General features: G+C 58.2%; 21 protein-coding genes. 16 read left to right on the top strand and 5 right to left on the bottom strand.

Annotated elements, in window-relative coordinates; translation table 11 throughout:
* The first annotated feature begins 64 nt into the window (after positions 1 to 64).
* The gene (locus KR51_RS15305; protein ID WP_022609006.1) at positions 65 to 1315 is read left to right on the top strand and encodes a quaternary amine ABC transporter ATP-binding protein; all 1251 of its coding nucleotides are present in this window, start codon (positions 65 to 67) and stop codon (positions 1313 to 1315) included.
* 117 nt (positions 1316 to 1432) lie between these two features.
* Positions 1433 to 2425, top strand: a complete 993-nt coding sequence (locus tag KR51_RS15300; protein WP_022609005.1) for an ABC transporter permease — start codon at positions 1433 to 1435, stop codon at positions 2423 to 2425.
* Between the two features lie 119 nt (positions 2426 to 2544).
* On the opposite strand, the gene KR51_RS15295 is transcribed toward KR51_RS15300, so the two are convergent.
* Both KR51_RS15295 and KR51_RS15290 read right to left on the bottom strand, forming a co-directional pair.
* A complete protein-coding gene (locus KR51_RS15295) occupies positions 2545 to 3219 on the bottom strand; it encodes an energy-coupling factor ABC transporter ATP-binding protein (protein WP_022609004.1) in 675 nt (224 codons plus the stop codon).
* Between the two features lie 8 nt (positions 3220 to 3227).
* A complete protein-coding gene (locus KR51_RS15290; protein WP_022609003.1) occupies positions 3228 to 3500 on the bottom strand; it encodes a hypothetical protein in 273 nt (90 codons plus the stop codon).
* A gap of 467 nt (positions 3501 to 3967) precedes the next feature.
* On the opposite strand from KR51_RS15290, the gene hisH reads away from it, so the two are divergent.
* The gene (hisH, locus tag KR51_RS15285) at positions 3968 to 4606 is read left to right on the top strand and encodes an imidazole glycerol phosphate synthase subunit HisH (protein ID WP_022609002.1); all 639 of its coding nucleotides are present in this window, start codon (positions 3968 to 3970) and stop codon (positions 4604 to 4606) included.
* Between the two features lie 106 nt (positions 4607 to 4712).
* Here the strand turns inward: hisH and glgB are convergent, their stop codons facing one another.
* Together glgB and KR51_RS15275 are read right to left on the bottom strand one after the other, a co-directional pair.
* Positions 4713 to 7004: a 1,4-alpha-glucan branching enzyme gene (glgB, locus tag KR51_RS15280; protein ID WP_022609001.1), complete on the bottom strand. Its 2292-nt coding sequence runs from the start codon at positions 7002 to 7004 to the stop codon at positions 4713 to 4715.
* Positions 7005 to 7158: 154 nt separating this feature from the next.
* On the bottom strand, positions 7159 to 8148 hold the full coding sequence (locus tag KR51_RS15275; protein ID WP_022609000.1) for a pentapeptide repeat-containing protein: 990 nt from the start codon (positions 8146 to 8148) through the stop codon (positions 7159 to 7161).
* A 79-nt stretch (positions 8149 to 8227) separates the two neighbouring features.
* Here KR51_RS15275 and KR51_RS19905 point away from each other — a divergent pair, with 79 nt between their 5' ends.
* The 12 genes from KR51_RS19905 to KR51_RS15225 all read left to right on the top strand — a co-directional run bounded on the left by KR51_RS19905 (position 8228) and on the right by KR51_RS15225 (position 17348).
* Positions 8228 to 8413, top strand: a complete 186-nt coding sequence (locus tag KR51_RS19905; protein WP_156915141.1) for a hypothetical protein — start codon at positions 8228 to 8230, stop codon at positions 8411 to 8413.
* A 42-nt stretch (positions 8414 to 8455) separates the two neighbouring features.
* A complete protein-coding gene (locus KR51_RS15270; RefSeq protein ID WP_022608999.1) occupies positions 8456 to 8941 on the top strand; it encodes a universal stress protein in 486 nt (161 codons plus the stop codon).
* A 71-nt stretch (positions 8942 to 9012) separates the two neighbouring features.
* The gene (locus KR51_RS21045; RefSeq protein ID WP_269634920.1) at positions 9013 to 9138 is read left to right on the top strand and encodes a hypothetical protein; all 126 of its coding nucleotides are present in this window, start codon (positions 9013 to 9015) and stop codon (positions 9136 to 9138) included.
* A 215-nt stretch (positions 9139 to 9353) separates the two neighbouring features.
* Positions 9354 to 10418 carry an anthranilate phosphoribosyltransferase gene (trpD, locus tag KR51_RS15265; protein ID WP_022608997.1) on the top strand — a complete coding sequence of 355 codons (1065 nt, stop codon included), beginning with the start codon at positions 9354 to 9356 and terminating at the stop codon, positions 10416 to 10418.
* 176 nt (positions 10419 to 10594) lie between these two features.
* On the top strand, positions 10595 to 11770 hold the full coding sequence (gene carA, locus KR51_RS15260; protein ID WP_198016811.1) for a glutamine-hydrolyzing carbamoyl-phosphate synthase small subunit: 1176 nt from the start codon (positions 10595 to 10597) through the stop codon (positions 11768 to 11770).
* Positions 11771 to 11844: 74 nt separating this feature from the next.
* Entirely contained in the window at positions 11845 to 12201 is a 357-nt protein-coding gene (locus tag KR51_RS15255) for an STAS domain-containing protein (protein WP_040656502.1), read from the top strand.
* Positions 12202 to 12318: 117 nt separating this feature from the next.
* Positions 12319 to 12822 (top strand): Mini-ribonuclease 3, encoded by a 504-nt coding sequence (locus tag KR51_RS15250; protein WP_022608994.1) that lies wholly within the window; start codon positions 12319 to 12321, stop codon positions 12820 to 12822.
* Positions 12823 to 13076: 254 nt separating this feature from the next.
* The gene (rlmB, locus tag KR51_RS15245) at positions 13077 to 14054 is read left to right on the top strand and encodes a 23S rRNA (guanosine(2251)-2'-O)-methyltransferase RlmB (protein WP_040656532.1); all 978 of its coding nucleotides are present in this window, start codon (positions 13077 to 13079) and stop codon (positions 14052 to 14054) included.
* A 90-nt stretch (positions 14055 to 14144) separates the two neighbouring features.
* Positions 14145 to 14429, top strand: a complete 285-nt coding sequence (locus KR51_RS15240) for a DUF1816 domain-containing protein (RefSeq protein ID WP_022608992.1) — start codon at positions 14145 to 14147, stop codon at positions 14427 to 14429.
* 269 nt (positions 14430 to 14698) lie between these two features.
* A complete protein-coding gene (locus KR51_RS15235; RefSeq protein WP_022608991.1) occupies positions 14699 to 15481 on the top strand; it encodes a PspA/IM30 family protein in 783 nt (260 codons plus the stop codon).
* Between the two features lie 302 nt (positions 15482 to 15783).
* Positions 15784 to 16110, top strand: coding sequence for a thioredoxin family protein (locus KR51_RS15230; RefSeq protein ID WP_022608990.1), 327 nt, complete (start codon positions 15784 to 15786; stop codon positions 16108 to 16110).
* A gap of 68 nt (positions 16111 to 16178) precedes the next feature.
* Positions 16179 to 17348: an LL-diaminopimelate aminotransferase gene (locus KR51_RS15225; RefSeq protein WP_022608989.1), complete on the top strand. Its 1170-nt coding sequence runs from the start codon at positions 16179 to 16181 to the stop codon at positions 17346 to 17348.
* 87 nt (positions 17349 to 17435) lie between these two features.
* On the opposite strand, the gene hemW is transcribed toward KR51_RS15225, so the two are convergent.
* Complete coding sequence (gene hemW / locus KR51_RS15220) at positions 17436 to 18707, bottom strand: radical SAM family heme chaperone HemW (protein ID WP_022608988.1); 1272 nt, start codon at positions 18705 to 18707, stop codon at positions 17436 to 17438.
* Between the two features lie 371 nt (positions 18708 to 19078).
* Between hemW and KR51_RS15215 the strand changes: the two genes are divergently transcribed.
* Positions 19079 to 20161 carry a PIN/TRAM domain-containing protein gene (locus KR51_RS15215; RefSeq protein WP_022608987.1) on the top strand — a complete coding sequence of 361 codons (1083 nt, stop codon included), beginning with the start codon at positions 19079 to 19081 and terminating at the stop codon, positions 20159 to 20161.
* Positions 20162 to 20299 lie beyond the last annotated feature (138 nt).

Genomic DNA, 20299 nt, shown 5'->3' with positions numbered 1-20299 from the left:
AGCTGGATTGATGTTGTTCGCGATGTCGGGGGCTTGCAGCTAGTAGAATTTTGAGAGCGCAGTGATGGGCAGTTCCGAGCCGAAGATTCGCGTCGAGAGCTTGGTCAAAATCTTCGGCAAGAAACCGCGGTCGGCACTGGAATTGTTCCGGGCAGGCGGTACGTGCGAGTCGATTTTGGAGCAAACCGGCGACGTTCTCGGTGTTGCAGGCGTTTCTTTTGCAATTCAGCCCGGAGAACTGTTCGTCATCATGGGACTGTCGGGGTCGGGTAAATCGACGCTGCTGCGCTGTCTCAATCGCTTGATCGAACCGACCAGCGGCACCGTTTATCTCGATGGCGAGGATATTACCCATGCCGAGCCCGATCGCCTGCGAGATATCCGCCGCACGAAGATGGCAATGGTCTTCCAGAAGTTTGCCCTCTTTCCGCACTTGACCGTTGCTGAAAATGCCGAGTACGGTCTGACCGTGCGCGGTATGGCCGCACGCGAACGGCGACGACGCGCGCTAGAAACTCTCGAGGTCGTGGGCTTGAGCCAGTGGGCCGACCGCTTGCCTGCGGAGTTGAGCGGTGGTATGCAGCAACGCGTAGGCCTGGCAAGGGCGCTAGCGACGGAAGCAGATGTACTGCTTATGGACGAAGCCTTCGGCGCCCTCGACCCGCTGATCCGCCGCGACATGCAAGCGGAGCTACTCCGCCTGCAAAGCGAGCTACACAAAACGATCGTGTTCGTGTCCCACGACATTCACGAGGCGCTCAAAATCGGCGATCGCGTAGCTGTGATGCAGGCGGGCGCATTCGAGCAGGTAGGAACCCCAGAAGAACTAGTCACCCATCCGGTGAATGATTACATCCGCGATTTCATGCTCGATGTCAATCGCGCGCAGGTGCTTAAAACCGGTTCGATCGTCCGTATCGTCCAGCCGATTGTCCTCGGCGAGAGTTCGGTCCGGGAAGCCCTAGAGCACCTGCAAGACTGCGATCGCCAACAGACCTACCTCGTCGATAGCACCGGCCGACCCGCCGGCATCGTTGAAGCCCGGGCGCTAGCCGCGGCCTTGGCAGGCGGTTGCGAGGACATCCGCACGGTACTGCGCGCAGAATTTCCACAGGCGACTGCTTCGGCATCGATCGAGGAGGTGGCGCACCTCGGTCGCTTCGGCCTCCCCGTTGCGATCGTTGACGAATCCGGTCAATTGGCAGGGGTCGTCGATCCAGCCGACATCTTAGGCAGCATCGGTCGCCTCAGCCAGCGCGCGGTCGCCGAAGAGATCGCGGCAGTTGCAGCTGCCAAACCTCAGGCGATTATCTAAAAGACCCCCACGCAGCTCTGCATGCAATACGGTCCTCCCAGCCAAATCCGAAGTCTTGCCGTCCTGCGATCGCTGCCCCGACACCTTCTCCCGTAGAAGCCAGGAGACTCTTTAATCGTGTCTGATGTCGCCATCGAGCTGTTTTCTTCACTGAGTGCAACTCCCCTTCCTGCCGAGCTATGGCCGTTTGGGAATGACGCGCTAATTCCACTCGATCGGTGGCTCGAGTTTGTCATTGTTGACATCATCGTCCAGTATTGTCGGCCGTTTTTCCAAGTTCTAAGCGACAGCATTCGCATCGTCTTGAACGGCATCCAGTGGTTCTTCGTCGATGCCGTCCACCCCCTCACCCTTCTGATGGGACTACTGACGATCGCGTGGCAAATTGCCGGTCGCAACACGGCAATCTTCAGCGTGGTAGCAATGGCCGTCGTCGGCGCGATCGGAGCATGGGATGACGCGATGGTGACGCTATCGTTGATTCTGACTGCGGTGATTTTGTGTGCGGTTGTGGGAATTCCTCTGGGAATTTGGACGGCTAGCAACAAGCATGCCGAACGGGCAGCTCGCCCGGTGCTAGACGCGATGCAGACGCTCCCCGCGTTCGTATACTTGGTCCCCGTGGTAATGCTCTTCGGTACAGGCGAAGTGCCGGGTACGATCGTCACCTTCGTCTTTGCAGTGCCGCCGCTGATTCGTCTGACGAACATCGGCATCCGCGGCGTTCCGAGCGATGTTGTCGAAGCCTCGCGTGCCTTCGGAGCAACGCCGCGCCAAACTCTCTGGCAGGTACAGGTACCTCTGGCCATGCCGACGATCTTGGCAGGCATCAATCAATCGCTGATGCTGGCACTTTCAATGGTCGTCATTGCATCGCTGATTGCTGTCGGGGGTCTCGGGCAAATGGTCAACCGCGGCATCGGTCGCTTGGATATCGGTCTGGCCGGCGTGGGAGGCATCAGCATCGTCATCCTGGCGATCGTGCTCGATCGCATCACGCAGGCGCTGGGTAACGCCGGTGCAGATGCGCTGCCGTGGAAGGAGCGCGGTCCGCTCGGCGCGCTGCGAAAACTCTTCACAGGCCGCCGATCGCCTGCTGCTACATCATAGGTTCCGATTCGGTATCAAACCAGCACGCACCCTTCGCCTTTCTGAGTCCGAGAAAGTCAAGAAATTCTTTTCAACTCAACGTCAGAAGGTGCAGTAGATCGCATCAATTCAGACCGACCCTAGAGCGGCGCTTGCTGGCATTCGAGGCGCTGGCGCAAGCGATGGGGGTCGCCGCGGTCGGCAACACAGCCGCGTTCGAGCAAGATCGCGCCGTCGCAGTAATCTAGTTCTTCAAGGCGGTGGGTTACCCACAAAGCCGTCAAGCCGCGCGATCGCACGAGTTCGCGGACTTGAGCGACGAGATCCAGTTGCGCGTCCGGGTCCAGCAGTGCCGTTGGTTCGTCTAGTAACAACACCTGGCAGTGACGGGCAATCGCGCCCGCGATCGCCACGCGCTGCTTCTGACCGCCGCTGAGAGCGTAGATCGGCCGCCGTTCGAGGTCGAGCAACCCCACCGCAGTCAGGGCTTCTCGGACCCGCGCGCGCACTTGCACGAAGGTCAACCGTTCGGCGGCAAGTCCGAAGGCCACATCCGAACCCACCGTCGGCATCACGAGCTGGTGATCGGGGTTCTGGAAGACAAAGCCCAACGGCGGCAATACGTCCAGCTCGCCTGTTTGGGGCGTCAAAATCCCTGCCAGTAAGCGCAGAAGTGTGGACTTACCGCTCCCATTCGTGCCCAACAGCATCCAAAACTCGCCCTGCGGCACGTTAAGCGTGCAGCCCTGAAGGACGGGCGTCGAACGTCGCCACCGAAATCCCAGATCGCGCGTGCGAATTGCCGGTTCGCTCATGCTCGATTCTAGGTGCGATCGTCCGTGGGGGTGAAGAAACCGGGTGCGCGTCCGGCTGCAGCCGCTCCAGTTTTTTGCGAGAGAATGACGCCGCTAATCTGGTCGCTGAAGACCGCGATCTTTTTGCCATCGTCTTTCTCGCAGGTCAGCTCCAGCAAGGTCGGCTCGCCGCGCATCGCAGCCGTAATCTGTTGGTACAGAGCCTCAGCGCCCTCTTGTTCTTTACGCTGAACCGACAGCGGCAGGGGCGAATACTTCAGGGTTAAGTCAATCGTGAACATTCCGACCGTGTTTGCGAACGAATTCCTTCGATTATCACAAATCTGCATGCGACTCGCCGAATGCGATCGCCCCGTTGCCGCTCGCTCGACGCGATCGTTCTGTCAAACGTTTGAATCGGGTTGCGTGAATCGGGTCGCGGGCCGTCCGCCTGCAGTTGCCCCACAGGCTTGAAATTCCGGCAGTTAAGGTTTAGCCGGATTGAAGTGTGGCGTGCAGCACCTGCCAAATCGGCTCGGTGAAGGGCAAACTGGCAGGACGGGATGGTTACGGGGATGGAATTAGACTCCGTCATCGGGATGAGGTTTGTTCCGACGCTACGTTCCGACTGGGCGTGCAGCTGGGTCTGTCGCTGGGCTGTTTTGGAGGGTGGCAGCGCGATCGCCGTTCCAAATCTCCTAGGCAGTGCGGAGATGCAGTGCGAAGATGGGAGACACTACCACAACCAATCCCGAGAAGGAGGACGATCGTGCCGACGATTGCCGTCATCGACTACGACATGGGCAACTTGCATTCGGCGTGCAAGGGACTGGAACGCGCGGGTGCAATGCCCCAGGTCACCGCCGATGCCGAGGTCATTTTGCACGCCGATGCCGTCGTCCTGCCCGGTGTCGGCTCCTTCGATCCGGCCGCCCGCCGCCTGCGCGAGCGCGATCTAGAACAACCTATCAAAGCCGCGATCGCCTCGGGTAAGCCATTTCTGGGCATTTGCTTGGGGATGCAGGTGCTGTGCGATTCATCCGAGGAAGGCAACGAGCCTGGTTTGGGCATCGTTACTGGAACGGTGCGGCACTTTCACCCGGAACCGGGCATTGCCATCCCGCACATGGGTTGGAACGCGCTGAATTTGGTGCAGCCGCAGCATCCACTCTGGCGAGACATGCCACTGCACCCACAGATGTACTTCGTCCACTCCTACTACGTCGCCCCGCAGGACCCGCAACAGGTTGATGCCGCTACGGTGACCCACGGCACCCAAACCGTCACCGCTGCGATCGCGATCGACAACGTGATGGCCGCGCAGTTCCATCCGGAAAAATCATCCCACGCTGGCTTGCAGCTGCTTGCGAATTTCGTGAGTCTCGTGCGGTCGCCCGTCACAATCTGAACGCAGCCAGACGCGATCGCTCAAGACCCGATAGTTCGGCAAGCAACCTTACCACTTAGTCGAACGTGCAATTGACACCGACCGGCAGAGCGGTAAGGCAGCTGTATTAGCTCTCAGCTTCGGTCTCAACCGTTTCCGAGCGATCGCGATCGCGCTTAAAGAGCAGGACGCCCAGCGGCGGCAAGCACAAGTCGAGCGAATACGGCTGGTTGTGATACGCCCATTCGTCGGTCCACTTACCGCCCATATTGCCCATGTTGCTGCCGCCATACTGACCTGCGTCGCTGTTGAGCAACTCGCTGTAAAAACCTGCCTCCGGCACGCCAATGCGGTAGTGGCTGTGGGGCTGGGGTGTAAAGTTGCATACAGCCACGATGAGTTCGTCCGGATCCTTGCCGCGGCGCAAGAACGAGACAACACTGTGGCGGTTGTCGCTGCAATCGATCCAAGCAAAACCGTCGCGCTCGAAGTCGCGCTCGTACAATGCCGGTTCGCGACAATACAGTGCGTTGAGGTCGCCCACGAATCGCTTGAGGTTTTGGTGCGGTTCGAATTGAAGCAGCCACCAATCCAAATCCGCCCAGACATTCCATTCATTCCATTGCCCGTATTCCATACAAGAAAACAGCGTTTTCTTGCCGGGGTGGGCAAACATGTAGCCGTAGAGGGCACGCAAACTGGCAAACTTTTGCCATTCGTCACCCGGCATTTTGCCGAGCATATTGCTCTTGCCGTGGACGATTTCGTCGTGGGAAAGCGCGAGCATGTAGTTTTCGCTGTGAAAATACCACATGCTGAAGGTGATGTTGTTCTGATGGAACTGGCGGAACCAAGGGTCCATGTGGAAGTAGTCCAACATGTCGTGCATCCAACCCATGTTCCACTTGAGGTTGAAGCCCAAACCGCCCACATATGTCGGCCACGACACCATCGGCCAGTCTGTTGATTCCTCCGCGATCGACAGCACGCCCGGATAGTAACCGAACAGGACAGAGTTAACCTGACGCAGGAATTCCGCAGCCTCTAGGTTCTCGCGACCGCCGTACTCGTTAGCGACCCACTCACCTTGTTTGCGCTGGTAGTCCAGATACAACATCGACGCTACGGCATCGACGCGAATGCCATCAATGTGGTACTTGTCAAACCAAAACACCGCATTGGCAACGAGGAAGTTTCGCACCTCGTTGCGACTGTAGTTGAAGACCAGCGTGCCCCATTCCTTGTGCTCGCCCTTGCGGGGGTCGCCATGTTCGTACAGGTGCGTGCCATCGAAAAAGGCAAGACCGTGACCGTCCTTAGGGAAGTGCCCGGGTACCCAGTCGACGATGACGCCGATGCCATTTTCGTGGCACTTGTCGACAAAGTACATGAAGTCTTGCGGCGTGCCGAAACGGGAGGTGGGCGCGTAATATCCCGTTACTTGGTAGCCCCAAGAACCGTCAAAGGGGTGCTCGGCGATCGGCAGCAGCTCCACATGGGTAAAGCCCAGTTCTTTAACGTAGGGAATCAGTTTGTCGGCAAGTTCGTAGTACGTGAGGAAACGCGCTCCCGGTTTGTAATCCGACACCTGCACGGGAGCAACGTTGTCGTTGAGCGATCGCACGGGGTCGTCTATTGAGGTATGCAGCCAAGACCCCAAATGAACCTCATATACCGAGACCGGTTTCGAAAGCGGGTCGGTGTGACGGCGCTGTTCCAGCCACTCGGAATCGTTCCATGAGTAGTCTTCGAGATCGGCAACGACGGATGCGGTCTTGGGGCGAACCTCCTGATGGAATCCGTAGGGATCGGTTTTTTCGTAAATATGACCTTCCCAGTTTTTGATCTCGTACTTGTAGGATGCACCGTAGGTGGCGTCCGGAACAAAGAGTTCCCAGACGCTGAAGTTGCGCTTGCGCATCTGGTGCTTGCGCCCGTCCCAAGAGTTAAAGTCCCCTAAAACGGAAACATTGCGCGCGTTAGGTGCCCACACGGCAAAGTAAACGCCGGAAACACCGTCGATTGTCGTTACATGCGCCCCGAGTTTTTCGTAGATGCGGTGATGGTTTCCTTCGGAAAATAGATGGAGGTCGAACTCCGATAGCTTTGGAGACCGAAACGCATAGGGATCGTAGATGACTCGCTCGCGTTCGGCTTCCTTAACGCGCAGTTGATAATTCGCCAAGTCGGGAACGGGAATTTCGCACTCAAAAAAGTGTGGGTTATGCACCGACTGCATTGGGTATTCGCGGCGCGCGTCGGGACGAACCACCCAAGCAGCTTCTGCTTGCGGAAGATAAGCACGAACGACCCACCCACGCGTGCTGTCATCGCTATCAACGAGGTGGGGTCCCAAAATCTCAAACGGGTCGTGATGTAGATTCCAAACGATGCGATCGACTTGTTCCGGTGCAACCATAGCCAGTTCTTAAGATGAATTGAATCGGCGCGAATGACGGAGAGACGCACCGCAAGCAGGCGGGCGAAAACTTTCTTAATGTTATTTAACCATTCCGCGAGCCGTCTGCACGCGCCCTCCCGCTTGCATCGAAATCGAACAGTGGAGTCGGGCTTCAGTACTGCACCGTCCCGTCGGGCATAGTCGTCTCGCTGAGGATCGTGCCCGTGAGATCGACGCTGCTCAGTTCAGCGCGTAGGAAGTTAGCGGCCGTGAGATCGGTGTTTCTGAACTGCGTGCGGGCCAGGTAGGCCTCGATGAGAACTGCTTCTTGGAGGTCGGCTTCGGACAAATTCGCCCGCTGCAGGTCGGCGCGGTTGAGCTTTGCCGCAACGAGAATAGCTTCCGATAGATTGGCATCGTCAAACTTGGCATCGCGAGCTATGGCGTTGCGGAGATCTGCTCCGCTGAGATTGGCACCCGATAATACTGCCCGTTCGAGATTGGCAGCTGCGAGGTCGCTCCCGCGCATCTGCGCGCGATAGAAGTTGGCATCCGCGCACATAGCCCGCTTGAAGTCGGCATAACTCAGATCGGCCGCCGCGAGATCGGCACCGCGCAAGTTTCCTCCCTGCACGTTTGCACCGCGCAAGTCGACGCCGCTGAGGTCGGCATGGCGTAAGTTAGCCTCTCTAAGATCGGCTTTACGGAGCGTCGCGTGCGTCAGCTTGACGATCTTGCGCTGCTCTTCGCGCAAGTTGGCACTGCGCAAGCAAGCACCATTGAGGTTTGCGCGCGTCAAGTTCGCGCCGCGCAGATCGGCTTCGCAGAGATTAGCATCCAGGAGGCTGGCTAGGCTGAGATTGGCATCGCCGAGATCGGCTTTCGCCAAACTTGCACCGTGGAAGTCGGCATTATGCAGGCAAGCTGCGTGCAAGCAAGCCTGATTGAGATTGGCACCGCCGAGGACGGCACCGGTGAAATCAGCACCGGTGAAATCGGCTCCGGTGAGGTATGCAAAGGTGAGCGACGCGCCCTGCAGGTTGGCACCCTCGAGAACGATGTCGACGAGATCTGCCCCCCAGAGATTGCGACCGCTGAGATCGACGTTGGCAAATTTCCGCTGTCCGGCGGCGTAGCGAGAAAGGAGTTCGCTGACTTCCATACAAGGCAGGTAAGCAAAGGGTGAGCTCGGGCGAAAAACGCACTCGATTTACCTTCTCAAAGGATACTCGCTCAACTGCGTGCCAGCAGTAAGCGCGCAGGTTGCGTTTTCTATCGCGATCGCCGTGTGGCGATGTTGCAGTGTTACTACGGAATTGGAGGTAACGATTGCGATCGCAACCGCCCCCACCGATCCCTACACTCGGGTAGCGGGCGAGCCGCGCCGCGCCGCGATGGCATGCACGTCAGTCGTTACTGAATATTGAAGCCAAAACAACTGATCGCACGTTGATGGAGAAATGTCAGTCATGGGATACAACAAAGTTCTCGCTGCATTGGATCGTTCGCCCGAGAGTCAGGAGGTGTTTGCTCGCGCGCGAGTCGTCGCAGCGTCTGACGAGGCGGAACTCATGCTGCTGAATACGATCCCCTTTGGAGAAGATGGTATTGGAACATACGGGACGCTTTACGGGCAAAGCGGACTGATCAATTCGCAGCTGTTGCAGGATCACATCGAGCGCAGCGTTGCTGAATCCGAGGAGTGGTTGCAGTCCTTCCGCAAGGAGGCAGAGAAGAACGGAGTAATTAATGTATCGGCCGAGTGGCGCATGGGCGAAGCCGGCCACTGGATTGTGGATGTCGCGGATACCTGGGGTGCCGATTTGATCGTTATCGGGCGGCGCGGGCGGCGCGGTGTTGCCGAACTGCTCCTCGGCAGTGTCAGCAACTACGTTGTGCACAATGCACCGTGCTCGGTGCTGGTAGTTCAAGGTAGTCCGGTGGCCGTAAACTAGCCGCGATCGCGCTACACCCCGCCCAGCAAATGCCATCATAAAAAGCAGAAATGCAAGGGGAGGTACTTCCCGTGGCAGACCGAAAGAACGGCGACGAGAACTACTCTTGGCAGGGCAGTCCAAATGCCGGCCTCGTGCTAACCATTCTGGCCCTTGTTGGCGGTTTGCTTGTCGTGTTGAGCGGATTTATCAACTGACTGCCTGCAGGGCGCTAGCTGGAGCGATGGCTGGGACGAGCCAGCATCATTGAAAATACAGGCGTTCGCGTCGAGCATCGACGCGAGGGTTTGTAGTCTTCCGATATACCGAAGTTGGGAAGACCACCCAAGGACGATTGCCCGCGGGTAAAATCGAGGTCGTCAACCCAGACGACACAACTACTAACGACATCGAGACTGGCGATAAGAACCCAATGGTGCAAGATGATGCGATCGCGACGGACTGGTCCGGACTGCTACAACAATTGCTCGACCGCCAATCGCTAACCCGCGAGCAGGCTGCAAAACTGATGCGCGGCTGGCTCGACGAAGCGATCCCGCCCGTGCTGTCTGGGGCAATTTTGGCTGCGATCCAAGCCAAAGGGGTATCGGCCTTCGAACTGGCAGGAATGGCCCAAGTCCTGCAAGCTCAATCGAGGCAAGCAGAGGCGATCGCACATACCGCGCCGGTCATCGACACCTGCGGGACGGGTGGAGACGGGGCCGGAACCTTCAACATTTCCACGGCAGTGGCGTTCGTGGCGGCAGCGGCCGGGATCGAGGTTGCCAAGCACGGCAACCGCTCCGCGTCGAGCAAAGTTGGCTCGGCAGATGTCTTGGAATCTCTCGGGGTCAACTTAACCGCGACACCAGATGCCGCGCGGGCGGCGCTCGCGGCAGTCGGCATTACATTTTTATTTGCACCGGGTTGGCACCCAGCTATGAAAGCCGTCGTACCGCTGCGGAAAACCCTGAAGGTGCGTACGGCATTTAATTTGCTCGGACCGCTGGTGAATCCGCTGCACCCGACCGGGCAAGTGCTGGGAGTGTTCGACTCGGGACTCGTCGACACAGTGGCGCAAGCCTTGCGCGAGTTGGGGATGGAGCGGGCGATCGTGCTACACGGCCGCGAGCGCCTCGATGAAGCCGGTCTGGCCGATGCGACCGATCTGGCGGTACTCGATCGCGGCGAGATCGCTCTGTCCGTTCTCGACCCACAGGCACTGGGCTTGGCAACTGCACCAACTGGGGCTTTGCACGGTGGTGAAGTCGAGGAAAACGCTGCAATTCTGACCGCTGTCCTGCAAGGCAAAGGCACTGCAGCCCAGCAAGATGTGGTGGCATTAAACGCGTCGCTAGCCCTGCAAGTGGGTGGCGTTGTCACCCTCGGCGCGCATCGGGAGGGCTGCGATCGCGCCCGCGAGCTTCTCAAAAGCGGGGCAGCATGGGAAAAACTGCAGGCGCTCGTGCAATTTCTAAGCAATCAAGACAACACTTAAGACTTGCTCCGACAGACTTGCTACCGACGTGGCGATCGCCTTGCTAAAAGCGCGTCATCAAAGCCTGACGCCGGCGGCAGCGCGCTGGCACGGAGCTGGTAGAGTAAGGAGCGAACTCACGCCGGCGGGGCAGTCGCTCCCAGGCGTAAGGTCGTTCGGTACGGAGTCAAACAGAAATTGTGGCGCTTGCAGACGTAAAACCCGCTCTTCTCGTCCTCGCTGACGGCACGGTATTCCGCGGTCGTGCCTTTGGCGCAACCGGCACGGCGATCGGCGAAGTCGTGTTCAACACCGGCATGACCGGCTACCAGGAAGTCCTCACCGATCCCAGCTATCGCGGTCAGATTATCACCTTCACTTACCCCGAGCTAGGTAATACCGGTGTCAACGACGAAGACGAAGAGTCGGCGCAACCCCATGTCAGGGGTGTCGTCGCCCGCAACCTGTGCCGCACGCCCAGCAACTGGCGAATGCAACGCACCCTCGACGCATATCTCCAAGAGAACAGTATTCCAGGCATCTACGGGATCGACACCCGCGCTCTTACTCGCATCCTGCGCTCCTCCGGTGCGATGAACGGCGCGATCTCTAACACCGTGCTCGATGCCGACGAATTGCTGCGCAAAGTGCAAGCCGCTCCCTGTATGGAAGGGCTCAACCTCGTCAACGAAGTAACGACGAAAGACATCTACGAATGGTCCGACCCGACGGATGGCATCTGGGAATATCGCCCGACCGATGCTGTCGGCGGCGGGTCGCCCCTGACGGTCGTCGCGATCGACTTCGGCGTCAAGCGCAATATCCTGCGTCGCCTGGCGAGCTACGGATGCCGCGTTATCGTGGTGCCGGCCGGCACTCCACCTGAGGACATTCTCAAATACGAACCCGACGGGATCTTCCTGTCCAACGGTCCGGGCGACCCAGCCGTCGTCGGCGACGGCATTGCTACCACGCGCGCTCTATTGGCAGCCGACAAGCCGATTTTCGGGATCTGTATGGGGCACCAGATTGTCGGGCTATCCCTTGGCGGCGAAACCTTTAAGCTCAAATTCGGGCATCGCGGTCTCAACCAGCCCTGTGGGTTGAGCCAGCACGTGGAAATCACCAGCCAGAATCACGGTTTTGCTTTACGCGAAGAGTCGCTCGGGCCCGACGTCGAGATCACTCACCTCAACTTGAACGATCGCACGGTGGCCGGCCTGCGCCACAAAACCTTGCCAATTTTCTCGGTGCAGTACCACCCCGAAGCCAGTCCCGGTCCCCACGATGCCGATTATTTGTTCGCACAATTCGTCAGTATGATGCGCGATCGCACGGCTGAAAACCTATCGTCCTCTGCGACCGCGCGATGAGCTAGAATACGGTTTCGCAATACCGACCGGCACTGCCAACGCCGGAGGAGGGAGCCATTCCTGAACCGCTCACCCTGACTGTCAGCCTCAGAGGCACGCGCGAAGTCAAGGACAACATACAAATTTTTCGCTTGACCGGCTTGCTCGATGCCTTTTCCGAGCCGGCCCTGCGCAAGACTATTGGCACCTTCATTGAAGAAGAAAACGCGCCGAAACACGTCATTCTCGTACTCGCGCAGATTGACTTCATCGATAGCTCCGGACTGGGCGCGCTTGTACAGCTCGTCAAACTCGCTCAAACAGCCGGTGGCTCTCTCCAAGTTGTAACCAACGCCCGCGTGACACAGACGGTTAAGCTCGTGCGCTTGGAGAAGTTCTTATCCCTAAAACCGACGCTCGAAGACGCGATCGCCCAGGCTGAGACCCAGTAGTTGCTCATCTGTCGGGCTGGCAAATACCCAAATCTGCCTGCTAGGGAGCAATGCTACTATCGGAAGCGTTTGGGTCGTCGGCAAACTCCCGCTGGCGGGTTCGTTAGGGGGGTCCCCATGTCAGCGGCAGCTCGCGACGATGCTACGCCAGATGTAGTTTCCTCCAGGGCGTTGCCAACTGATGGCGACGCGCGCGAATTTTTGAGCGTGCAACTCGACTGCTTGCGTGCGGGGTTCGACACCGACCCCACTAGCGCTCTCGCTGCCCAGCGTTTGTCGCCGGCCGTGTTGGCGTATTTGGGCGATGCCGTCTACGAGGTTTGCGCGCGATCGCGCTATCTGCTTCCGCCCAAGCGCCTATCCGACTATCACCGACTCGTTGTCAGTGCCGTTCGTGCCGAAACCCAAGCGGAGCGTTTGCAGACCCTGGAGCCTTATCTGAACGCAGACGAGCGCGATATCCTCCGACGAGGACGCAATGCTGCTTCGGGTCGTCCGCGTCGGCTCTCACCCCTCATTTATCAGCAAGCGACGAGCTTGGAAACGCTGATCGGTTATCTCTTCCTCTGCGATCGCGAACGCCTGCTGCAGGTCCTGCAGTGGCTCGATCTCTGTGCGTAGGCGATCTACACTCGGTTTCCTCAATCGACTGCCGAGCCAAACGGCTCGGAACGAGTCTTCCACCCTTAGCTCACCCCCAAATCCTCATGTCCGAACCGACACGGCGCAAGCGAATGCCAGCCAAACCTGCTTATCCCAACCGCTCGCGATCGACGCGCGATGGTGCTCCTCGCAGTCGCGGGGACAGCACCGGGGACGGCAGCAATCGCACCGGCGGCGATCGTTACCGCCGCCGTGACGAAGGGTCAAAGCAAATCAGCCGCGACGAGCGTTCCAATCGGTCCGAACGCGACAGCCGCCCCAAGCGTTTCGATCGTGGCGAACGTCGTTCCGGCCGCGGGCGCAATGACGAACGTCCTCAGGCCCCGCGCCTGCACCCGCGCGATAGAGTTGCTGCTGGATCGTTGCGCGATCGCCGGGACAGTTCGGCGGTTGCTACTACTGAAACTGAAAGTGACACGATTTACGGCCGGCACGCCGTCCTGTCGGCACTGCATGCCGGCCGCCAGCTCAATCGCATCTGGGTCACGGCACGGCTGCGCCACAGCTCTAACTTTCACGCCGCGCTCGAAACTGCCAAGAGTCGCGGCTGCACTGTAGACGAGGTCAATCTCCAGCGTCTCGACCAGCTTACTGAAGGTGGCAACCACCAAGGGGTCGTCGCACAAGTTGCACCCTATGCCTATGTAGAACTTAGCGAGCTGATCGCGCGGGCCAAAGCTAATAGTTCTCGACCGATCCTGATCGTCGCAGACGGCATTACCGATCCCCACAACCTCGGTGCCATCGCACGGACGGGCGAAGCGCTCGGGGCTCAGGGCATGGCGATCCCCATGCGGCGTGCGGTGGGAATCACCTCAACGGTTATGAAAGTAGCTGCCGGAGCACTCGAATACTTCCCGGTAGCGCGCGTGGTCAACCTGTCGCGGGCTTTAGAGGAGCTGAAGGCAGCCGAGTTTTGGGTTTACGGCACCGTTGCTACTGGCGGTCAAGCACTACACAGCATCGATTTCGATCGACCGGTAGTATTGGTGGTGGGCTCGGAAGATAAGGGGCTGAGCCTGCTCGCGCGCCGTCACTGCGACGGCTTGCTGTCAATCCCTACCGTTGGGAAGACCGAGAGTCTCAATGCCTCGGTTGCTACCGCGATCGCTTTGTACGAAGTGTGCCGACAGCACTACGCGCCGCCTATCCTTCTTGACGTGCCCCGGACCGATGGTTTAAAACCCTAGAGTGCAGAAATGTAAAGCTGCTCATAAAGCGGGTACTCGCAGTCTAGTTGCTGTTTGCTTGGCTTGAAGGCAAAGTTTTGGGCAATTCTAATGATGAAGCTCCTAGTCAACATCCTGGATTCGCTTGGTGCTGCTTGGTGGGTTCGTATTAAAACGGAGAATCCCCAGTGCACCTATTGTTTCGGTCCGTTCGCGAACAAACGGGAGGCAGAAGCATCCCAGGACGGTTACATCGAGGATCTCGAGAGCGAGGGCGCGACGATAGCGGCATTAATCGTCGAGCGCTGTAAACCCGAAGATCTGACCGTCTATGGCGAGGATGGGGAGCAGTCCGCTCTGGAAAAGATCCCGACGCTTAGCGGTCAAGCGTCATAGCGGTCGGGTTCGGCGCGCGATCGCGAGCGGCGCGGCGGACCGCCTGTAAGCGGGAATGTTAACATTTGGGCAAAACCTGCCCGAACGATTGGATGCGGGGGTAATGATGTTGTCGTGCCTGGCAATCGGTTATCCCCGATTTTGATGTCTTGTTGGCAGCAGCGGCGAAACGCTGCAGCTCGTTGGCTGAGGCTGCGGCAAGCGGGCGTGGCAGGTATGTCGTTGAAGCGGTAGACCGGCTTCGGTAAATTGCAAGGGAAAGTAGCGTCATGGGACTTTTCGATCGCTTGGGTCGCGTCGTGCGTGCCAATCTAAACGATCTGGTCAGCCAAGCCGAGGATCCGGAGAAAATCCTCGAGCAGGCCGTGATCGATATGGGGGAAGATCTCGTTCAACTCCGCAAGGCAACTGCCGAGGCGATCGGGGCGCAAAAGCGCACGCAGCAGCAGTACGAGCAGAATCAATCGGAAGCAGCAAAATGGCACCAGCGGGCCCAACTAGCCTTGACCAAGGGCGACGAGAACTTGGCACGCGAAGCATTACAGCGCAAGAAAACTGCAATTGATGCGGCCAACATGCTCAAGCAGCAGCTCGACCAACAATCTTCTACGGTCGACGGTATGCGCCGCAACCTCATCGCGTTGGAGGGTAAAATCTCCGAGGCGAAGACCAAGAAAAATATGTACAAGGCGCGTCTCAAAGCTGCCGAAGCCAACAAGCGATTGCAGGCTGAAGTCGGCACGATGGGGACGGGTAGCGCCCTAGCTGCTTTCGAACGTATGGAAGAGCGAGTACTGTCGATTGAGGCTGAATCGCAGGCAGCCCAAGAGCTTGGCGGCATGGGTATCGAGCAACAGTTTGCACAACTGGAAGCTGGGAGCGATGTCGACGACGAGTTGTCGGCGTTGAAAGCACAGATGCTGGGCGGTGCCGAGCCCGCTGGGGCGTTACCGCAAGCATCAGCAACGTCTGTGGATGCCCCAGCAGCAGGCGATTTGGCAATCGACGCGGAGCTAGCCGATTTGCGTGCCGAACTCGACGATATCAAGTAACTGGGGTTAGCAACTGCATCGGGCATGCCCGCGGGGTCGCATGCCGAGGCGAGCTAGAAAATGTCTGGTGCCAACGGCCGTTGCAACTCAGCTGATGTCGGTTTGCTCTTCAAGAGGTCCCGCACTGTTCGCGCACTGTCTCGCACGAACAGTGCGGGACTCGTATCAGTTCGAACCCCGAATCGAATGCCGAGAAGGTCTTAAGAAAGCGTACTACCCAGTCGAGGGGAATGTGTGCGCGGTAATTTAGGAAGGCAGGCGGACGCCATCCGCCGCGTTCGAGATGGAGGAGAAAGCGCGAGATGAGTCAAGCGATCGCGATTGCAGACAGTCAGTTTGACAGTGAAGTGTTGCAGGCAGACAAACCGGTGCTGGTTTATTTCTGGGCACCGTGGTGCGGTCCTTGTCGCCTAACTTCGACTTCGATCGACTGGGCGGCTCAGGCGTATGCCGATCGCCTTAAAGTGGTAAAGATGGAAGTCGATCCCAGTCCCGGTGCCGTAAAAGCCTACAAAGTAGAAGGTGTGCCGGCGCTACGCTTACTTAAGGATAACGAGGTGGTGTGGTCTCACGAAGGTGCACTAGTTCGGGATAAGTTGAAAACCAATCTGGACGACCATCTAGGCTAGACATCTGCAGCGATCCCGCGCTAGGCGCTCCGGACCTCTGCGCCAACTATCTCGACGACTAAACGCTCATGCACCTTGCTCGACGCATGCAGGCTCTCCAGTCCAATGTTTTTGCCGACATGGATCGAGCGAAGGCGCGGGCGATTGCGTCCGGTCAAGCGATCGTCGATTTGTCCTTGGGCTCGTCGGATTTGCCGGCGTCTGACTGGGTACTCGACGAGATCGCGCGATCGCTACATGATCCCCAGACGCACGGTTACGCCTTATTTCACAGCACGCAAGCGTTCAGAGAATCAGTAGCTCGGTGGTATCAGGACCGATACGGATTGCCGGTCGATCCGGAGACAGAGGTTTTGCCGCTGATCGGCTGTCAGGAAGGCACCGCCCATTTACCACTGGCACTGCTCGACCCGGGTGACGTTGCATTGCTTCAGGATCCTGGCTATCCTTCTCACGCCGGTGGGGTGCATTTAGCAGGCGGCGAAGTGAGCCTCATGCCCGCTCGGGTCGAGTGCGGCTTCTTACCCGTGCTCGACGACATTCCTCCGGCGATTCGCGATCGCGCGCGGATGATGGTGCTGAGCTACCCGCACAATCCGACAACGGCGATGGCACCGCGATCGTTTTTCGAGGAAGCCGTGGCATTTTGCCGCCGACACGCGATCGCACTTGTTCACGACTTTCCTTATGCTGAAGTAGTCTTTGCCGGGCGCGCGCCCTCGGTATTTGAAGCCGATCGCAATAAAGATATCGCAATTGAATTTTATTCTTTTTCAAAATCCTATAATATGGGCGGCTTCCGGATTGCCTTTGCAATTGGCAACCGGGCGCTAATTTTAGCCCTGCGGCAGGTCAAATCCGTTATTGACTTCAACCAGTACCGCGGTATCGCTAATGGCGCGATCGCGGCGTTGGAAGGACCGCAGGAGGGCATTCGACAAACTGTAGCCGCGTTTCGCGCCCGTCGAGATGCCTTTGTCGCCGCCCTGCACCGTCACGGGTGGGACGTGCCGCTCCCGCCGGCAACGATGTACGTGTGGGCGCAGCTGCCCGACACTTGGTCGGGCACGTCGCTGGGGTTTTGCACGCAGCTTGTAGAAACAACCGGTGTGGCACTGGCTCCGGGTTCGGGGTTCGGGCAAGCAGGCGAGGGATACGTGCGCGTGGCATTGGTGCGCGATATCCCGACGCTGGAAATGGCAGCGACCCGGATAACCGATTTTGCCCGGTCGCAGTAGGAAATGCGATTGCTTGAAACACGACAGACCGCTGTCGGACCTACGTGTAGATGGTGTTCGGCAATCGCCGAGCGATCGCGAGCATTGTCACGACAGTATCTCAAAGAGCGCTGCCAGCACCGTATTCGAGCATAGCAGACCTTCTGGGTCGCTCAGACGTAAGCGCCCGGCGGCAGGCAGGCGATCGCCTACCTCACTGCTGCTCCCATCTATTGCGACGACTTCAACCCAACCCGCGCCTTCGTAGCGTCGCAGGCAGGGTGCAAGTGCACCCAACAACTTAGAGCCAAATCGAGCGGCGAGCGCGGTCAAATCTATCCCTTCAACCAAGCGCAAACCTAACATCAGTGTTTCCAGTAACTCCTCTGTCGGCGTGTTGGGCAGGACGTCAATCGTGCCCCCAGCCGCTTCGTAGGCATCAAGCCACGCGTAATAGCTCGTGCGCGTGCAAGGACGCGTGAAGCGCTGCCCATTCGTGTAGCTAGCGGCACCAACACCAAAGCCGAAATAAGGACGATTTTCCCAATAAACGCGGTTGTGTCGGCACTGATAACCCGCGCGAGCGTAGTTTCCGATCTCGTAATGCTCGTAACCGGCAGCCCCCAACACCTGCTGTGCGTGGCGGTACATTTGGGCGGCGGTCTCGTCGGACGGCAGCGGAGGGCATTGCGGCTGGTAACGACGGGCAAAGACGGTCGTCGGCTCCAAGACCAGATCGTAGCAAGAGAGGTGCTGGGGCGCGATCGCGATCGCCTGTTGCAACGAAGCGTTCCATTGCACCAAGGTTTGGTGTGGCAACCCGGAGATCAGATCGAGGCTGAGGTTGGTAATCCCTACCTGACGGACGATCTCGATCGACGCCATGATGTCTTGACCGCAATGCGATCGCCCACACAATTCGAGCAACTCGTTTTGAAAGGCTTGCACGCCCAGACTGAAGCGGTTGACCCCTGCCGTGCGATAACCGCGCAGCTGTTCGACATTGAAGGTACCGGGATCGATCTCCATGGCAATCTCGGCATTAGTCGCAATCGCAAACCGTTCTCCTAGCACCTCCAGGATGCGCGCGAGCTGAGCGACCGGCAACAAAGAAGGCGTCCCTCCGCCGAAGAATACCGACGCCAGCGGCCTTGCATTCGTAAGCGGAGTGGCTCGGATCTCCCGACACAATGCTTCTACGTAACGCTCGACTACATTCTCGAACCCTGCTGTAGCGCGATTGCCAACAACCGAGATCGGAAAATCACAGTAGAAGCAGCGACGACGGCAAAACGGAATATGAACGTAGGCTGCCGTTGGCGAGCACTCGGCGACGGCTTCGGGCAAGTCGGGCCCGCGGACGACAGGAGAAAACTGCATTCCGTGAAAACGATGACTAGGAGCGTCAATATTCGTTACGTTAACGCAAACTCGGTCGCGTTTCTTCGCAAATTGTTGCAAAAGCTCGCACTACATTTGCCGTATTTCCCTCACTTAACTGCAGCCCCCAGGAAATGCCTAAAAGCTGGAGACTCTCACAGCCGTAGCCCTGCGAGTGCCCCTCAGCAAAGGGGGAAGAGGCGCGTCGAGTGCTTGTTTATCAGCAACAGCACGGTCGATATTCCCGTCAAATATCGCGCGATTCGCGCCCGATATAATGAACGAAGCCCACTTCTGTTTTCGCACGAAATTCTTGCGAAATCGAGTCTGCCAAACCATTCATCCGTGCAAGTTCTCTGCACCCGAATCTAATGGTTGACGCCATCATCATTGCTCTTTTTATCCTGGCAGCTGCGGGAATCGGCTACGATGCCGTGGATCTGCTTCCTGAATCGATACAAGCAACTGTCAGCAACGTGCATGCCTTGCGTTGGGTGACGGCTGGGTTTACCGCGATTTTCGGTCTGGCAGTCGGACTATGGGCGCAAGCCAGTTACCGCCGTCTGGAAGCGCAAATCCGCAACACGCCCGTAGAAATCATTTTGACGCGTTCGGCTGGATTGGCGATCGGGCTTTTGCTAGCCAATCTCATGCTCGCCCCCCTGTTCCTATTGCCGATTCCAACAGAGCTGGCTTTCATCAAACCGCTGGTTGCCGTTCTGGGCAGCGTGATGTTTGCGTTTATGGGAGTCAGTCTTGCCGATACCCACGGAAGATCGTTCCTACGCCTGATCAACCCCAACAGCATGCAGTCGATCCTGGTTGCTGAGGGCACGCTCAAGCCCGCTGCCACGAAGGTACTCGACACGAGCTGCGCGATCGATGGTCGAATTGAAGAACTGTTGGGTACCGGTTTCATCGAGGGTCAACTGCTCGTACCAGCATTTGTGCTCGAGGAGTTGCAGCGTCTAGCAGATGCCGCAAACGATCGGAAGCGCGGACGCGGGCGGCGAGGCCTCGACATTCTCAAGCGCATGCAGGAAGCATATCCCGGTCGGTTGACAATTCACGCCGGCGACTACGAGGACGTTCAAACCGTTGATGCTAAGCTCATACGGCTGACTCAGGACATCGACGGCGTCTTGCTCACTACGGATTACAACCTCAACAAGGTGGCCGATCTGCAGCAGGTGACAGTGCTCAATGTGAACGACCTCGCACAGGCAGTACGCCCGCTCTATCTCCCCGGCGATACCTTGCAGCTCAAGATCCTCAAGCAAGGTAAGGAGCCAGCCCAGGGCGTCGGCTACCTTGAAGATGGCACGATGGTTGTTGTAGATGATGGACGCGAGCACCTCGGAGCCGAGTTGCCGGTCATTGTGACCTCTGCGCTGCAAACGTCAGCCGGGCGGATGATCTTCGCCAAACCGCGTGCGTCGGCACTAGCTTCCTAAATCTGGCGATCGCGTCGGTTGCTTCGATCGGAGGCGATCGCCTCCCAAGCCCAAGCCTGCAAAGTTTTTTGTGTAAGCGGTCTGAGAGATAACTCAATAGGAGACCGCAACCCATGCCCAGACGCAAGCCAGAACCCT

Origin of the sequence: Rubidibacter lacunae KORDI 51-2, from assembly GCF_000473895.1 — a bacterium.
Classification (GTDB): domain Bacteria; phylum Cyanobacteriota; class Cyanobacteriia; order Cyanobacteriales; family Rubidibacteraceae; genus Rubidibacter; species Rubidibacter lacunae.
The sequence above is the reverse complement of the archived record's forward strand: the minus strand, read 5'-3'. Positions and strand labels throughout refer to the sequence as shown.

Coding starts and splice junctions, on each gene's coding strand:
- KR51_RS15215 (WP_022608987.1), top strand. CDS start 19,079: ATGGTTGACGCCATCATCATTGCTCTTTTTATCCTGGCAGCTGCGGGA.
- KR51_RS15305 (WP_022609006.1), top strand. CDS start 65: ATGGGCAGTTCCGAGCCGAAGATTCGCGTCGAGAGCTTGGTCAAAATC.
- trpD (WP_022608997.1), top strand. CDS start 9,354: ATGGTGCAAGATGATGCGATCGCGACGGACTGGTCCGGACTGCTACAA.
- KR51_RS15240 (WP_022608992.1), top strand. CDS start 14,145: ATGATGAAGCTCCTAGTCAACATCCTGGATTCGCTTGGTGCTGCTTGG.
- KR51_RS15230 (WP_022608990.1), top strand. CDS start 15,784: ATGAGTCAAGCGATCGCGATTGCAGACAGTCAGTTTGACAGTGAAGTG.
- KR51_RS15275 (WP_022609000.1), bottom strand. CDS start 8,148: ATGGAAGTCAGCGAACTCCTTTCTCGCTACGCCGCCGGACAGCGGAAA.
- KR51_RS15270 (WP_022608999.1), top strand. CDS start 8,456: ATGGGATACAACAAAGTTCTCGCTGCATTGGATCGTTCGCCCGAGAGT.
- KR51_RS15250 (WP_022608994.1), top strand. CDS start 12,319: ATGTCAGCGGCAGCTCGCGACGATGCTACGCCAGATGTAGTTTCCTCC.
- glgB (WP_022609001.1), bottom strand. CDS start 7,004: ATGGTTGCACCGGAACAAGTCGATCGCATCGTTTGGAATCTACATCAC.
- KR51_RS15290 (WP_022609003.1), bottom strand. CDS start 3,500: ATGTTCACGATTGACTTAACCCTGAAGTATTCGCCCCTGCCGCTGTCG.
- KR51_RS15235 (WP_022608991.1), top strand. CDS start 14,699: ATGGGACTTTTCGATCGCTTGGGTCGCGTCGTGCGTGCCAATCTAAAC.
- KR51_RS15225 (WP_022608989.1), top strand. CDS start 16,179: ATGCACCTTGCTCGACGCATGCAGGCTCTCCAGTCCAATGTTTTTGCC.
- KR51_RS15295 (WP_022609004.1), bottom strand. CDS start 3,219: ATGAGCGAACCGGCAATTCGCACGCGCGATCTGGGATTTCGGTGGCGA.
- hemW (WP_022608988.1), bottom strand. CDS start 18,707: ATGCAGTTTTCTCCTGTCGTCCGCGGGCCCGACTTGCCCGAAGCCGTC.